The organism is Roseovarius tibetensis (genome assembly GCF_050896375.1).
Lineage (GTDB): Bacteria > Pseudomonadota > Alphaproteobacteria > Rhodobacterales > Rhodobacteraceae > Roseovarius > Roseovarius tibetensis.
Window position 1 is genome coordinate 1 of record NZ_JBPBBB010000058.1, and the last position, 15,689, is coordinate 15,689.

Here is a 15,689-nt window from a genome sequence, read left to right on the forward strand (position 1 = left end):
TCTGCTCAGTGTCATTCATCCCATATTGAATCAGACACTTACATCATTGCCCGCCAGACGCGGAACCGTCCCTGCCCCGTGATCTCCTTCACGAGGCCCTGGGCTTCAAGCCATGCAAGGTTTCTCTGGATCGCGGCCCGGCTGGCGCCGGTAAGTTTTTCTGCCATAGGGGCGGTTACCAGGGGCCAGCTGCAAAAAACCTCGATCAATCGCGGCGGCGTGCGCCCCGAGAGGCGTGCAGTCCGGTCCTTGGCCGTGGTTTCCCAGCATTCCAGTCGGTCGATGTGCCGCATGGCCCGAACGAGGCCCTGCTCCGCTGCCTTCAACCAGTTGCGGAGACGCTCTGCCGGATCACCACCGCCACGCAAGGTTCCTGCCCCACCCATCACCATCGGTACGAACAGGATGCCCCCCTGCCCGTCGCTGGCGGACATACGTCCGGCAACCACGGCACCCTCGAGACGATTGCCCTCGATGCCGATCCCACTCAGGGGCCAGAGGTGGAACGCAAAGCCTGCGCGAACGATCGGGTGCAGTGTCCCGGCAGCCGACATGATCGCATTCCAGGTCGCGATCTTCTCGGACAGGAGGTCTTGCCCTGGAATCTCTCGCCGACCGAGGAAGCCTGCCAGATCCGGCTCAGGCCCCGGGCCACCCACCAGACGTCGAAACGCCCAGGTGGCGCGTTGAAGAGTGCTCGTGTCATCGCTGGCCGCACTAATCCGCATGGCATGCCACAGCCCCAGACGGTCGGTCGGAATCCGACGCCCTGTCAGCCAGCTGAGTTCCGAGGCCTCGATCAGGGCCAGTCGGTGCCGCCATCCCTCGGGGCTGCGCCGAAGCCGTTCGTCCAGGGCGCCAAACCGGGCTGAAACGTGTGCCAGATGCGCTGCCTGTTCGCCTTGCGCCAGTTCCCACGCAGCAATCTGCGCGCGTTCATCGGCTTCGGCCCGCGGCAGGGGCGGCAGATAATCCTGCTCATCTCCCGTCGGGCCGGGAAGAAACCACAGGTCCTCTTCGGCGATCTCGCCATCATAAAGGTTCTCGCTGTGGCTCTCGGAAATGCCGCTTTGTTCAGTAGGATAGGGTTTCATATGTTTAAATTACGAGTATTTTGCACATTACCAAGTGTTTTTTGGAAAGGTCACCTTCCTGTCCACGCAGGCATCGCCCATGCATGCACGCAAGATCTCCCGCGTCACGCTCAGCGTAAGTAAACCAAGGGGCCTGGAGCGATCGCGACCACAGAGACTGTCGTTGCATGCGTTTACAAACGGTCGTTTACTGGTGACTAATTATATTGCAAATTGCCACACTTGGCATAAATCTCTGGGGCTGTGGACCCTTATGTGGTCTCTGTGGTAGTATGATGGAGCACCAAGAGGGGAAGCAGCAGATGGGCGTACAAAAGCAATCAGTCAGTTTCACAGACGCAGCCTTCGCCTACGCGAAAGAGCTTGTTCAGCGGGGAGATTATCCGAATGTCAGCGCGGCTGTTTCCGGTGAGCTTGCCCGCGCCCGTGCATCTCGCGAGCGCGACCAGGCGTTGCTCGAAGCAGAGGTCATGCGGCGCCTCGCGCTTCCGCTGGACCAGTGGGAGCCTGTGGACAGCTTGGATGAGTTCACCGTTGATGCGCGGGCCTATCTCGATACCCTGGAGTTCGAGAGCGATTCAGCGGCAGAATGATCCGCGTGGAGCGTCATCCACTTGTGCGGCGCGACCTGAGAGAGCTGGTGCGTCACGTCGCCGAGACGTCAGGTGACAAGCGCGCGGCGGCACGGCGACTTGATGAGGTTGAAGCTTTACTTGCGAGCATTCTCGAAGATCCGCGGTCGGGCCCTTATCTGGCCGATCGCCTTTCTGGTTGGCGGGTGCGACACGAAGGAAAGGGACGGATGCTGACGATCGTTTTCCGTCTGACGGATCAAGAAGATTGTGTTCAGGTCGCTGTGGTTGCCTTCGGCGGGCAGGATTGGATGGGACGCGTAGCATCTCGCAAGGACTATTTCTCTGAAGAATGACAGCGGGCGGAGTGACTTTCCGAACATGAATGATTTTGCTCCCACGAGCGTCGCCCTCCTTCTAGACCTGTTCATCTGATGCTGATCGGCTACGCCCGCGTCTCGACCGAAGATCAGACCCCCCTGCCCCAGGCACAGGCTCTGAAAGCCGCCGGCTGCGTCGAGATCCATGAAGAGCACGCTTCTGGTGGCGATCGGGCGCGGCCGGTGCTGGGTCGGGTTCTGGAGCGTGTGAGCAAAGGGAATACGCTGGTCGTGGTGCGGATCGACCGTCTGGCACGTTCACTGTCGCATCTCCTCGAGGTGATCGAACGGCTCGAGGCCAAGGGCGCCTTCTTCCGCTCGATCCAGGACCCGATCGACACCGCGTCCCCACAGGGCAAGTTCACATTGCAGGTCCTGGGGGCTGCGGCCGAGTTCGAGCGCGCCCTGATCCGTGAACGCACAAAGGCCGGGCTGGCCAGCGCACGCAATGAGGGGCGTGTGGGCGGCAATCCAGGTCTACGGGCAAAAGATCCCGCAGCGCTGCGTAAGGTCCGGCTGGCGCGTCAGGACGGTTACATGGAGCGACTGGGCGAGACGGCGCAGGAGTGGGTGCCGCATGTCCGGCGCCTGCGGCCTGACATGCCCTGGGAAGACGTGCTGCGGATCATCAACGCGCCACTGCCCCCGGATCGGCGCTGGACCCAGAGTCGATTGCTGCGCGCCGTGAAGGCTTACGTGCGCGATGACTTCCTGCCCGAGACGGTGCTTGGCCGAGCCGGTCGCCGTGACACCGACGACCGGCTGCCCGCGATTGTCGCGGCGATCAAGGGCGCGGATCCGGACATCACATTGCAGGCGATCTGCGATCGGCTCGAGGCCATGCGCGAACGCACACCGCGCGGACGATCGAGATGGCAACCTTCATCGGTCAAGATGCTGCTGGAACGGGCCGAAAAACTGGGGCTGGTTTGACTCTGCTGGATCAGAAAGGGCTTGCTCCAGACACGAAAAGATAGCTAAGATGCCTTTAGTAATAGAAAATTCAGATTGATGGAGTGACGCGCATTGAAAAGGGGTGGCCCGCAGGACCACCCCCCCTGCTGATCCCACAATTGGGGATGCTGGGATCAGCAGTTTTGCGCAGACGCGGTACCACACGCAGAAAAAAGCGTAAAGCATCGGCGCGTCGTAAATTTAGCACACCACGGTTGCGCTCTTTAGAAGAATTAGCGACAAGGTTGTGAAACATCGTCATATTACAAACGGACGTTGTGTCAGTGAATTTGCACTCACGTTAGGATTGTTAATACTTGCTTAAATTATAAGCTTTTATGGAAATACTTATCGGTCACCATGCGCGCAGTCGAAGAGTCGCAACCGGCAAGCTCAACCTGATTCGCACATGCCAATCCGATATAGACAGACATTCCTCAGATGGGGAAATCAGGTCCATTCTCGATCTGTGTGGGTTGCCGGGGGATGGCGTCGGCAGGCAGATCGCATTCCGGATCTTCGACGATTGCAATCAGTTGTCCGAAAAACTCAAGGACCTGGTGCCGTCTCAACTTCTTGCGAAGCACTGCCTTGCCTGTGGTATCGGCTCCATGCGCCTGGAACACGTTCTTCGCCAGGTCGAGCCCGACCGTGATAATCTCCGACATGACCGTCCTCCTTTTTGGATCATCGTAGACCCATCTTGGCACATTGATGCCGTCGGGGGGCGATCACATCATCAATCAATGCCCGTAGTAACCACGATCAGACTGGGATGACCGGCATCGCGCGTTTTTCGCGACACTATCGTCAAGGTCGCGTATTCTGAAACGGATCGAATCCGATACGCTTACACGCATGGTCTACGTTTCAGCGCAGACCGCCATTCATGACCCAATGCAGTCGTCCGTCGCGCCCACGTGCGACTGCCAAGCCCAACTCGTTTGTCCGGGGTTCAAAAATGTTTATCCGGTGTGTGGAAGACCGCAACCAGGCTTCGAGCACCTGTTCGGCCGTCGCATAGCCAATTGCCACATTTTCGGTGATCAGCTCAAAGTCATAACCCACGCGCAAGACGCGCTTGCCCGGCGAACTGCCATCCGTGCCAATATGGCTGAGCCGGTTGTGGTTAGCATTGTCACAAGCATGTATTTGGGCCCCTCTGACGAGCGAGGGGGACATCTGAAATTGCGACAGACCGAAGCGCCGACGTTCTTCGTTGATCTGCTGCACAAGCCGTTGGACTAGCTCGCTGGCATTGGTGGGAGCCGTACAAGACATGGCCGACATCGCCGACGATGCCGCGAACAGCACAAAGGCGACAACTAAAGTTAAGCCTCTCACATCAAACCTGAAAATTTCGTGATGATTTGGGTTTTCACACTTGGGCAAGACCAAGGCGCACGAGTCGGACAAGGAAAGCCTTTCTGAATCCAACAGTTCAGTCCTTATCACATATGTTGTCGGAGTTTCATCAATAAATTGCCAAGATTCGAACGTACCTGTCTTATTGCCTCGATGACCACTGAGAACGGCGGAGGGATTGCACTAAGTCAGAGGTGCTTTTTGCAGTGTTTCAGAACGCTGACACCGGACAATCCGGTCAATGCGAGCAACATCATCCAAAACGCGGCCGGCAGGGGAACCATCGGAACATCTCTGCCGCCCTCGCCCGTGTCGGTACTAGAACCACCAGAAACGATAATATCAGACCCGAGGTCACTAGGATTGACCGGACTGCTAAGACCACCGTTACCTACGGGCCCGCTGGAGCTGCGAAAGCTGCTACTACTGTCGACAGACCTAGAAAAGGATGTATCATCACCCGCGCGCTCTCTGGCTGTGGTCATGGCAGGTATCGCCTCATCGGGGCCGGCGAAGAACGGCAAAAGCATCTCTTCCAAATACTCATCGAGCGTCTGCGACATGCCAAGAACGCCGCATTCGGCCACGGTATAGCCATCATCTCCTGATTTCGAGATGGCACAGACCGGTGCCTGCAGAGGTGCATCGCCAAGGCAGCCGCGCACCGTGTTGGGCTGGTCGGGAAGATTGGAGTCGGCGGCCAGGCTGATACGGGAGCGGTTCGTTCCCGCGGTCAGGTCGGAGTCGAATATTCCGGGAATGTACGCGCGCTGAAGCTCACCGCGATCATCGAAAGCGACGTAGACATCCTGCGTTTGCGAGAAAAAGCCGGTCACAGATCTCAGTTGCCCTAGAAAGACGTCGTCGGGTATGTCGCGCATCCGGCAGTGCTTCAAAGCGCTCGGGTCTATGCGCAGTTCGGGATCTGGCCGTGCGGTAAACTCGAGCCGCAGACCTGTAACCGGAACGGGCACGACAGGTTGGGCGGCAGCAGCCTCTTCTGCAGGCATCGTGCCCACATTCTCCAACACATCCTCGTCCGAGGTGACAGCCACGCGCTCATCCCCATCCCGAAATTCCATGGCTAAGCCCGGTATGTCAGCATCCGCCACATCATAATTCGAAACTTCAGCGGTCGGCCGATCATCGACAGATGGCAGATCTTCCAGTGTGACCAGGCAGGAGTCCAGTCCGGCCATATCCGGTGCCATTAGACGGTCGGTAATCTGTCGACCCGTTGCATCCGATGTCGCACGCAGGGTCAGAGCGGTGCCGCGGCGCATCTCATTCGCCAGCAACTGCGCCGTGTCGCCTGTCAGCAACAAGCTGTCACTGCTAGGCTCGAGCGCGTCCACGAGGTCAAGCGTCTGGCCGTCGATCCGCATTTCAATCGGCCTTGAGGGATCGGGCGAGTATTTCAGCTGAACACGGAACGTGACCGGTTCGTCCGGATGCGCGATGGCTTGGACCGAGCTGGCAGGGCTGCGGGTCACATCTTCAAAGGAAACCGGAGTGCCGTCTGGTGCGGAATACGATGCGTCAGCAATCGGCAAGACCCGACTGGCAACACAGGAGATCCCGTGTTGCGTCCGGACGAGACTGACATTCTCACCTTGGTTTTCAAGAAACGTTTGGGAGACTGGCCCACCGCGACGGGTGCCTGGATCAATCACCGTAACTGTCGATGCACTGGCCGATACAGAACCCAGCATCGCAAAACCCACGAAACCACACCAAACAGATATTCCGTAACCATTTTTCATATTCACGAAAGGCACCCTAATCCCAGTTTTCTCGCTGATGCGGATAAACCGAGTACAGTTTTTAACATACATGTATGTATATCAGCCACCCATTTGACATTCAATTAAACCTTGAAGACATGGCGAATATAGCAACCCAGGATTGAAACGGATTTCGCATAAACCCCCTATCCTTGTTTCAACCACCTCACCAACTGTATACTTCTGCCTTTCTGCCAAGGTTGGTGCTCTTAATGTGCTGGAAAATCCCATAAAGTTTCGACGACCGAATCACTTGGGTCATCTGGCCATCGTCTACCTCGCAGGATACCCCTTCCATCAGGGCTATCGGATTCACACATCGTTTCTCTCTTGGAGCGGCATGGATCGTCCAAGTGCCGCGCCCTGTTTAAGCGACTGGAATTCAGTCCAGCCGTTGAGGATGACGATGGGTCCCGGCTTTCCATAGTATCCTGTCCATCCGCCGAGCCGGGCACAGACCCAGCTGGCGAAAGCAAGGGAGCCCTGGGGGTGGGGGTTCTTCTGCCGGGCGGTCCTGCCTTCGAGGCGGCGGCTGACCTCTTCGAGCAGGGGGTGATCACTTGCATCGAAGGCGTCGGTCTCCGTTGAAACGAGAACTATCGGTGAGGCTGAGCGCCATACCGGAAATCTCCGGCCTTCAGGCCGGGGAAGATGTTAACTCGGCGGAGGCGTGACCGAAATGCTTCTGCACGTGGCGCTCGTCCACCTTGAGCGCGAATAGGCGACGGCGTCCCGGTTGCCGCTCACCTAATTGTCGAGCACGATCGTGTCTTCGCCTCAGCATGCCAAAGCCATGTGGCTGCTGATTATCCGCCACTTCGGGTTCCGCTTCAAACTGACGAAAGCCACGGGACTGTAGCCGATGCGAAATGTTTCGCGCGCGAAACATTTGCGCCGGCTGTCAGTCCTGCGCACTCTCGCGGAGCCATGTTTCCAGTCGCGCCCGGAATGTTGCATCGACACCCGGCCCCGACAAGTGAAGCGCGCCCCCGCTTTGTTTGAGATGGACACCCGGAGAGATCTCGTTTGCAGTCGGTAGCGTGCGGCGGTCGTGAGGTTTCGGCGAACTTTTCGCGGAGGCGTTCGGTGCCCTCGCGGGGAACTCGGGGAGATTGGTCTCCGCCGCAATAAAATCTGCGAGCATGGTTTGTTCGTCTTCCGAATTACGCGCAGGCGCAGCCTCCATATGGCGGCGCAGCCGTGCCAAGGCGGCGACGTCATCCTCCACGATCTTCGCCAGTGACAGACCCACCCGTTCGGTCAGCGCCTGAGGGAAAAGTACAGATTCCCCCAGGGATTGATACAAGGTCAGGAAGGACCCTATCTTGGAGCGTTTCGCGCGCGAAGCCGTGGCGAACAGCGCTTGAAGCGCAGCTTTCGTGGACGGGTAGACACCGGCCTCGACCGCTTTCGCGGCGATCCGCGCGCGTTCGTAATAGGACAGGCCAAGGCGGATCTCGTTTTCCTCGACCATGGCCAGATAAGCGCTTTGTGCACTCTCTGGCTGCCGCAGCAGGGCGAGGACCGTGGCGAAACGCGCCTCGCCAGTGTCCTCATGCAATTGCCTGAGGGCGGTCAGGCGCCGCCAGCCCGAGATCAGCCCATAGCGCCCCTGCCCCATATCGACGACCTCGATCGGGCTGCGCTGTCCGTGATCGCGCAGGCTATCGACGAGGGCCGCGAATTCCGGATCCTCTGCGGTGCCCGGCTCGATGCGGTCGCGGATCAGCCACGCGGTCTCGATCCCATCGAGTGGCAACCGCAGGACAAGCCGGCCTTCGGTACGCGCACTGTCAAGCTCTTGCCGGACCTCGTCGAAGGCCGCGTTGACCGACGTTTCCCCGGCGATCCGGGCGATCGGGGCCGATGCCGCGGTGCTTGACGCAGCGCCTTGCGGGGCGAGGTGATCCTGCAGCGGACCCCCGAGACGTTTACGCTTGGCCATGGAAACCCTCCCAAGATGCGGGGCCAGACAGAACGGATGTTTCGCATGCGAAACAAACGGGGTGCGGGGCAAATGTTTCGCACGCGAAACATTTCGGGGGCAGGGCGCAGATCAGGATAGCACTCATTGTGCCGCCTCCGAGGAGGTCTTCTCCAGTTCGTCACGACGCCAGACCCCGTACAGGAGCTTCTTGAAGGCGGCATAAGTCGCATCGAAGGTTTCGCGCCCGCGGATATAGGTCTCGCGGTTGAAATCGCGGTAATCGGCCTCATAGATGCCGCTGACCTGTTCGCCGGCCTGCCCGATCAGCGCGGTGTAATCCTGCCGCTGCGGCGCCAGCGCAGACCCCAGATAGGCTTGCATCAATCCGGCCAGTTCCGCCTGTTGCGCGGCATCGTAGCGGGTGATGATGGCGCGCACCGCATCCCATTCGAACCGCACCCCCTCACGGCCAAGGGCGCGCGCCGCCATATTCTCCCCCTCTTCGATGGACTGGAAGGTGGCATGCAGCATCTCGAAGAACCGGCCCGTGGAATCGAATTCGAGGAACGAGGCGCCGAGGGGTACCAGCAGGATATCGGCGGCGGCCAGACCATTTATCGTGAGGTAGCCGAGGGCAGGGGGGGTGTCGAGAAACACCAGGTCGTAATCCTGCAGCACGCCATCGGCCTCGAGGCTTTCAGTCAGCGCATCCCACAGCTTCCAGCTGCGTGCGGCCATGCGCCAGACAGGTATCTGGAACTCGGACCAGTAAAGGTTCAACTGCGCGCCGATCAGGTCGATATTGGGCCAGTGTGTCTTCTGGATGAGATCCTGCGCGCGCATCTTCATCGCATCATGAAGCGTGTCATCGATCGCCAGCGGCGCCTCGTTACGCTGCGCGCGCTGGCGGTTGTCTTCTTGCAGGTGGCGGCCGTAATGGCGCGCCAGCAGCGGAAAGATGGTGGACCATTCATCCTCGACCTTGCCGCCGAAGATTGAGGTCATCGACCCCTGGCTGTCGAGATCGATTACCAGCACCCGGTAGCCATCAAGCGCCGCGGACATGGCCAGATGCGCCGCCGTGCTGGTCTTGCCGACGCCGCCCTTGAAATTGGCCACCGCGACCATCTTGGCGGGCAGACCCTCGGGGCGCCAGGGCTGGTATTCCTTGGTCTTTGATCCTTCCGCTGCGAAATGCGCGCGCAACCGCAACACCTCGTCGAGGGTGAACCACTTCGCCCCGCTTGCCGTCTCCGACCGACCCTGCGGCAGGTCGGGATTGGCCTTGAGCACGCGGCGGAAATGCGCAGTGGCAATGGGGATCAGGTAGCGGGTGATCTCCCATGTCGAGAACCGTCGCAGCTGCCGCCCGCCGCCATCGTCAAGCCCGCGCGAGGCAAGGTCGCGGCGTCCGCGCAGACAGGCCTCGGCAATGCGCCCGAAATCCGTCGTCTGCTGCGGAGCATCGAGATCTGCCATTGCCGCATCCGGAGAGATGTTGAAATACGGGGGCAGGGAAGAAGACCCGTCATGTGCCATTATTTGCCTCATGTGCTATGTTTCAGGATATGTACCCTAAAAATCCGAACATGGGAATATTTTCCTGCCTTGTTGGCGATGCGATTCGTATGGTTCGGGCTGATTTCTCGGCAATTTCAGGCAGTTCAGCCAGTCACCGAGGTGGAAATGGCGGGGAGCTCAAAAAAACCCTGTTGTTATTAGATTGTTATTTTATGTTACGCGAAACCGTGAAACATGCATACCTTTGATTTCAAGGGATATTCAGCCCATCACAAGCTGGCATGCGATTCCGAACCCACGATAAGGTGACTCTGAACCCACGATAGCGTGATTCCGAACCCACGATGATCGCGCCCTGTTTGCTGGACGCAGGCGGCGGCCTGTGGATAAGGTGGTGATAATGAAACCCCGAAACAAAAGAGCACGCTGGAGCAGGGACGGGCATGGACGGCGAGGCAGGGTCACGGCAGCGCAGACTGCTTCCGGAACGGCATCCGACGGCGGATTTCTTTGTCTGCGACATCCTCGATGCGCTTCCGAAGAACGACCTCGCGACGATGGAACACCCGCTCTTTTCGCTCTCGACCCGGGCGGATCTGCGGGTGCTGTCATATGCACATAATAACGTGACCATCACGGTGACGCCGTCGGTGCGCGGGCGGGCGACGCTTTTCGACAAGGACATTCTGATCTACTGCATCAGCCAGCTGATGGCGGCGCTCAATGCCGGGCGCCCGATCAGCCGTGTGGTGCATCTGCGTGCGCATGATCTTCTGGTGGCGACGAATCGCGAAACCTCCGGCGACGGGTACCGCCGGCTGGTCGAGGCGTTCGAGCGTCTGGCCGGCACCCGCATCACCACCAACATCACCACCGACGAGATCGAGGAGACCTCCGGCTTCGGCCTGATCGAGGCGTGGCAGATCCAGCGCCGGACGCGGGGAGGGCGGATGGTGTCGGTCAAGGTGTCGTTGGCCGAATGGCTTTACCGGGCGGTGCTGGCCAAATCCGTGCTAACCCTCAGCCGCGACTATTTCCGCCTGCGCAAACCGCTGGAGCGGCGGATCTACGAGCTGGCGCGCAAGCATTGCGGCCATCAGCCCGAATGGCGCGTCTCGCTGGCCGTTCTGGCGCACAAGTCCGGCTCGGCCTCGCCGATCCGGGTGTTCCGCCGGATGATCCGCGACATGATCGCCGCTGACCATCTGCCTGATTACGAACTCTCGGAGGCGCCGGGCGATATCATCCATGTGCGGCCGCGCTGCATCAAGCTGGCTCCCGGCGAGGGGCCACGCCCCGGCGCCGAGGCGCTGGACGAGGCGCGCCGCCTGATCCCCGGCGCGGATGCCTACGCCCTCGAGGCGGACTGGCGCGCCTGGTGGGCCGCCACCGGCCAGCCCCGTCTGCGCAGCCCCGATGCGGCCTTCCTTGGCTGGGTGCGCAAGCGCGCCGACAAAACCGCTCGCGACTGACCGGCCATGGATATGGGGCGGGGTCGTGGTAGCGCTTTCTTGACAAGATCTTGTCTTAATCGTGCTCGGCTTTGGTCGCAAAGGTTCTTATTTACCCAAAACGGGAATGGGTTGCGTCCGCGCGATCCATTCAGTTCACCCTTGCCGTCAGGAAGGGCGTCCCATGATCGTCGGATTAACCCTCGCCGGAAGCGTAATCGGGGTCGTGGCCGCCCTGACCGCGCTGCTGATGGGGCAGGGGATCTGGATGGCGCTGCTGATCTATTCCGGCACCGGCGTCCTGATCGTCTTGGCCGGCGCGATCCTCGTGGCGCGCCTCGGCACGAGGCCGCGGTTCGGCCGCAGCGCGGATGAGGCGCCCGCGCCGGGGATATCGTCGACAATTTGCGCAAAATCCCGCCCAAAAGCCCGCATCGCGACACATACTTGCCACGCTGCCATGGCAATCCCGCGTCATACCATCTTAGAGGCGACATGATATTGGGCGCAGGGCAATACTCGGCCAGTATGACAAATCATGACACAGCACGGCAGAGCGGCATGAATACCGGCGAACACGCGGACAATATATATATCGGGGCCTTGCGGGGGCTGCGGGGGACACTCGTGCTGGTGGGTATCTTCAGCGCCTTCATCAACCTGCTGATGCTGACCGGCCCGGTCTACATGCTGCAGATCTACGACCGGGTGCTGTCCTCGGGGTCTGTCGCCACGCTTCTGGGGCTGTTCGCGATTGTCGTGGTGCTCTACGCGTTTCTTGGCCTGTACGAGTTCCTGCGCAAGCGGCTCTTGTCGCGTGCTGCGCTGCGGCTCGATTCGAAAGTGGGCGAGGAGGCGTTCCGCACCACCCTGCGATCCGGCGGCACCGGTCCGTGCGACGCGGCCGAGTCTAGCGCGCAGCCGGTGCGCGATCTCGAGATGATACGCGGCTTCATGAGTGGCGGGGCGATCACCGGGCTTTTCGATCTGCCCTGGACCCCGCTTTTCCTGGTGCTGATCTTTCTCATCCATCCATGGCTGGGCGCGCTGACACTGGCCGGGGCCGGGGTGGTGGCGGTGGCGGCCTTGCTGAACCAGTGGCTGACGCGGGCCTCGATCCGGCAGGGGATGTCGATGGACGGGGTCGAACGCAGCTTTGTCGAGCAGACGCGCGGTGATGCTGAAACCCTGCACGCGCTTGGCATGCGCGACCGGGTGGTGGCGCGCTGGCGGGGGCTGCACGACGCGGCCCTGGCCGCCGCCCAGGTGGGCAGCGACCGCTCCGAGGGGTTCGCGGCCTTTTCGAAATCATTCCGGCTGCTGCTGCAATCGGCGATCCTGACCATGGGGGCCTTCCTGGCCCTGCGCCAGGAGATCTCGCCGGGCATGATCATCGCCGCCTCGATCATCGCCGGCCGGGCCCTGGCCCCCGTCGATCAGGTGATCGGCCAGTGGGGCGCCATCGGGCGCGCCAGCGAGGCGCATCGACGCCTGCGCGACGTCTTCGACCGCGTGCCCGCCGAGAAGCCACGCGTCAATTTGCCGGCCCCGGCGGGGGAGTTGCAGGTCACCGGCCTGACCAAGCTGGCCCCGGCCGGGGCCGGGATCGATCCGCCGCGCATTCTCGACCGGGTCGGGTTCGCGCTGACGGCCGGGGACGGCCTGGGCGTGGTGGGCAACAGCGCGGCTGGGAAATCCACGCTGGCGCGGCTGCTCGTCGGGGCGTGGCAGCCCGATGCGGGGCAGGTCCGGCTCGACGGGGCGACGCTCGATCAATGGACGCCCGAAGTCTTGGGACGTCATGTCGGGTACCTGCCGCAATCCCTGCAGATGCTGCCCGGCAGCGTGGGCGAGAATATCGCGCGTTTCGATGCGCAGGCGCAGGATGCCGACATCATCGCGGCGGCGCGCATCGCCGGGGTGCACGAGATGATCCTCGGCCTGCCGGATGGCTATGCCACCCATATGGACCGGATGACCCGGCCCCTGTCGGGGGGCCAGATCCAGCGGCTGGGGCTGGCGCGCGCGATCTTCGGCGCGCCGCGCCTCATCGTGCTGGACGAGCCCAATTCCAATCTCGACGCGAGTGGCGACGATGCCCTGGCACAGGCCATCCGCAGCATGCGCGCGCAAGGCAGCGTCGTCGTGGTCATGGCGCACCGGCCAAGCGCCATCACCGCGGTCAACAAGATCCTGCTTCTGCATCAGGGTCGGGTGGCGAAATTCGGCGACAAGGACGAGGTGCTGAAAAGCGCGCCGCGCCCGGTCTCGGTCGTGGCGCAGTGAAGAGGTAAAGATGTCCGCAGACACCTCCCCCCCCCGCCTCAAGATCGGCCTGTCCACTGCAGGTCGTGGCGGCATCCTTGCCGGGTTCGCGCTCTTGATCCTGGTCGTGGGCTGGGCGGCGCTGACCCCGATCAGCGGGGCGGTCGTCGCCTCCGGATCGGCGGTGGTGCGCGGCCAGCCCAAGATGGTGCAGACGCTCGATGGCGGCATCGTCGAGGAGGTCCGCGTCGCCAACGGGGACATGGCGCGCGCGGGGGATGTGCTCTTGCGGCTCGACCCCACGCTGCTGCGCATCAATCTCGACATGTACCGTCACCGCCTGGCCGAAACCCGTGCCGAGATCGCCCGCCTGACTGCAGAACAGGCCGGGGCCGACACACCGCGTTTCGACTATGACACCACCTATATCGGTGGGCTTGCGCTCGGACGGATCAACCGGGGCCAGGCAGAGATCTTCAAGGCCCGTCGCGAGGTGAGGACGGGGCGTGAGACGCAACTGCGCGAGAAGATCTCGCAGCTGCGTGGTCAGATTGACGGCATGGACGGGGTGACCGGCGCCCGCCGCGATCAACTGGCCCTGATCGAACAGGAACTGGCCGATGTCAGCGCGCTGCACGCGGAGGGGCTGGCCCGCAAGGGTCCGATGCTCGAATTGCAACGTAGGCGTGCCCGGCTTCTGGGGGAGATCGCTGAATATCAATCCGACCTGGCCGGTCTGCGCAATACGATCCGCGATACTGAGCTCGAGATCCTGCAATCGGAGCGACAGTTCCGGGAACAGGTGGTCACCGACCTGCGCGCCGCGGTGAGAGAGGCCGAAGAGCTGGTCCTGCAGATCGTCACCGCCCGCAATCAGCTCGACCGGATCGCGATCCGGTCGCCGGTAGACGGCATCGTGCACGAGATGCAGGTTTTCAACGGGGGTGGGGTCGTGCCGCCGGGCGAGACGATCCTGCAGATCATCCCGGTCGCGGGCGGGGTCGATTTCGAGGTCCGGGTTCCCCCCGACGCGATCGACCAGGTGGCGCGGGGGCAGCGGGCCAAGGTGGTTTTCACCGCTTTCAACACCCGGACCACGCCCGAGATCTTCGGCACCGTGTCGGATATCTCGCCCGACACGGTCACTGATCCGGCGACGCGGCAAAACTTCTACCGGGTGACACTGGCCATCCCGTCCGAAGAACTGGCCCGCCTCGACGGCCAGGCCATCCTGCCCGGCATGCCGGTCGAGGTCTTTCTGCAGACCGGCGCACGCACGGTGCTGAGCTATCTCGTCCGCCCACTGACCGACCACCTGCGCCGCGCCTTCCGCGACCAGTGAAGTGCCTCCGCGCCTCGAACAGCGTCAAGCCCGCACGGCCAGAGGGGTGTCGATACGAGGATATGCGGAAATCGCCTCGACTTCATTTCGGGCATGATGGTATGCAACGCGTGTTTTGATGAAATTACAGGACAGCGGCATGAAGCGGGGCAAACTCTTTTACAAGTTGCAGGGACGGTTCCGGAAAAAGCGCTTCGAGATCTGCGAATCCATGCTGCGAAACATTCTGAAGGATCAACCCGAAGTTTCCATCCTGGATACGGGGGGCCGCCCAGCTTACTGGGAAATACTGGCGCCCGACCTGCGCGACAAGGTCCGGATCACATGTCTCAACTTTCAGTCGGAACTCGATACCCATTCCAAGGTCAGCCCGGATCTGCGGATCGTGTCGGTCGTCGGTGATGCCTGCAACATGCCTGAATTCTCCGATGACGCGTTCGATCTGGTACATTCCAACAGCGTGATCGAGCATGTCGGCAGTTACCAGAACATGAAACGCTATGCTGACGAGGCCCGCAGGGTCGGCAAGAGTCATTATATCCAGACGCCGAATTACTGGTTCCCGATCGAGCCGCATTACGGCGTTCCGTTTGTGCATTGGCTGCCGGATACTTGGCGGGCCTGGCTCTTCACGCACTGTAATATCGGCTATGCGCGTAAATGCTCGTTCGCGGCGGCCATGACCCGGATCGACCATACACGGATCATCAGCGCTTTCATGCTGCAGCAATTCTTTCCCAACTCTCAGATAAGGAGCGAACGGTTGCTACTGTTGCCCAAGTCGATCACCGCGATTCATACTCAGGTTTAGGCTGGTTTTGTATCGGGCCGGCTTCCGGTACCGCTTTGCTGCGTCATGGTGTCTTCTATCCAGTCCGATGTTTGCGCGGATCTTGCAAACCTCGCTCCGAATAGGCTTGGCTCTTTATCTCTGTTATACCGCGAGTCCTCGGGAATCCGGATTTTGAGTTGACGCTGGCAGGCCATGCGATTCATGTGGGGCCATGATACGTCCCGGTTTTCTGTCCCAAGCA

At 61.0% G+C, this 15,689-nt stretch carries 13 protein-coding genes and 1 pseudogene; 8 read left to right on the forward strand and 6 right to left on the reverse strand.

From position 1 onward, the window contains the following. Positions 1-38: 38 nt before the first annotated feature. Positions 39-1,094, reverse strand: coding sequence for a helix-turn-helix domain-containing protein (locus ACROSR_RS18860; protein ID WP_432687443.1), 1,056 nt, complete (start codon positions 1,092-1,094; stop codon positions 39-41). Positions 1,095-1,396: 302 nt separating this feature from the next. Here ACROSR_RS18860 and ACROSR_RS18865 point away from each other — a divergent pair, with 302 nt between their 5' ends. The 3 genes from ACROSR_RS18865 to ACROSR_RS18875 all read left to right on the forward strand — a co-directional run bounded on the left by ACROSR_RS18865 (position 1,397) and on the right by ACROSR_RS18875 (position 2,979). Next, positions 1,397-1,687 (forward strand): hypothetical protein, encoded by a 291-nt coding sequence (locus ACROSR_RS18865; RefSeq protein ID WP_432687444.1) that lies wholly within the window; start codon positions 1,397-1,399, stop codon positions 1,685-1,687. Beyond that, positions 1,684-2,022 carry a type II toxin-antitoxin system RelE/ParE family toxin gene (locus ACROSR_RS18870; protein WP_432687445.1) on the forward strand — a complete coding sequence of 113 codons (339 nt, stop codon included), beginning with the start codon at positions 1,684-1,686 and terminating at the stop codon, positions 2,020-2,022. The genes ACROSR_RS18865 and ACROSR_RS18870 overlap by 4 nt, the downstream gene beginning before the upstream one ends. Before the next feature lie 75 nt (positions 2,023-2,097). After that, positions 2,098-2,979, forward strand: a complete 882-nt coding sequence (locus tag ACROSR_RS18875) for a recombinase family protein (protein WP_432687455.1) — start codon at positions 2,098-2,100, stop codon at positions 2,977-2,979. 542 nt (positions 2,980-3,521) lie between these two features. Here the strand turns inward: ACROSR_RS18875 and ACROSR_RS18880 are convergent. From ACROSR_RS18880 to ACROSR_RS18900, 5 genes and pseudogenes are all read right to left on the reverse strand, one after another. Further along, positions 3,522-3,668, reverse strand: a pseudogene (locus ACROSR_RS18880) (IS110 family transposase); the annotation flags it as partial. A gap of 202 nt (positions 3,669-3,870) precedes the next feature. Continuing rightward, positions 3,871-4,437: a CAP domain-containing protein gene (locus tag ACROSR_RS18885; protein WP_432687446.1), complete on the reverse strand. Its 567-nt coding sequence runs from the start codon at positions 4,435-4,437 to the stop codon at positions 3,871-3,873. A gap of 116 nt (positions 4,438-4,553) precedes the next feature. Further along, entirely contained in the window at positions 4,554-6,200 is a 1,647-nt protein-coding gene (locus tag ACROSR_RS18890; protein ID WP_432687447.1) for a hypothetical protein, read from the reverse strand. Positions 6,201-7,050: 850 nt separating this feature from the next. Continuing rightward, positions 7,051-8,094 carry a ParB N-terminal domain-containing protein gene (locus tag ACROSR_RS18895; RefSeq protein ID WP_432687448.1) on the reverse strand — a complete coding sequence of 348 codons (1,044 nt, stop codon included), beginning with the start codon at positions 8,092-8,094 and terminating at the stop codon, positions 7,051-7,053. A 123-nt stretch (positions 8,095-8,217) separates the two neighbouring features. Further along, positions 8,218-9,627, reverse strand: coding sequence for an AAA family ATPase (locus ACROSR_RS18900; RefSeq protein ID WP_432687449.1), 1,410 nt, complete (start codon positions 9,625-9,627; stop codon positions 8,218-8,220). A 413-nt stretch (positions 9,628-10,040) separates the two neighbouring features. Here ACROSR_RS18900 and ACROSR_RS18905 point away from each other — a divergent pair, with 413 nt between their 5' ends. The 5 genes from ACROSR_RS18905 to ACROSR_RS18925 all read left to right on the forward strand — a co-directional run bounded on the left by ACROSR_RS18905 (position 10,041) and on the right by ACROSR_RS18925 (position 15,466). Continuing rightward, positions 10,041-11,069, forward strand: coding sequence for a replication initiator protein A (locus tag ACROSR_RS18905; RefSeq protein ID WP_432687450.1), 1,029 nt, complete (start codon positions 10,041-10,043; stop codon positions 11,067-11,069). Positions 11,070-11,130: 61 nt separating this feature from the next. Continuing rightward, entirely contained in the window at positions 11,131-11,547 is a 417-nt protein-coding gene (locus ACROSR_RS18910) for a hypothetical protein (RefSeq protein ID WP_432687451.1), read from the forward strand. 62 nt (positions 11,548-11,609) lie between these two features. After that, positions 11,610-13,334: a type I secretion system permease/ATPase gene (locus ACROSR_RS18915; RefSeq protein WP_432687452.1), complete on the forward strand. Its 1,725-nt coding sequence runs from the start codon at positions 11,610-11,612 to the stop codon at positions 13,332-13,334. Between the two features lie 10 nt (positions 13,335-13,344). Further along, positions 13,345-14,655: an HlyD family type I secretion periplasmic adaptor subunit gene (locus ACROSR_RS18920; RefSeq protein WP_432687453.1), complete on the forward strand. Its 1,311-nt coding sequence runs from the start codon at positions 13,345-13,347 to the stop codon at positions 14,653-14,655. 118 nt (positions 14,656-14,773) lie between these two features. Next, on the forward strand, positions 14,774-15,466 hold the full coding sequence (locus ACROSR_RS18925; RefSeq protein WP_432687454.1) for a class I SAM-dependent methyltransferase: 693 nt from the start codon (positions 14,774-14,776) through the stop codon (positions 15,464-15,466). Positions 15,467-15,689: the final 223 nt, after the last annotated feature.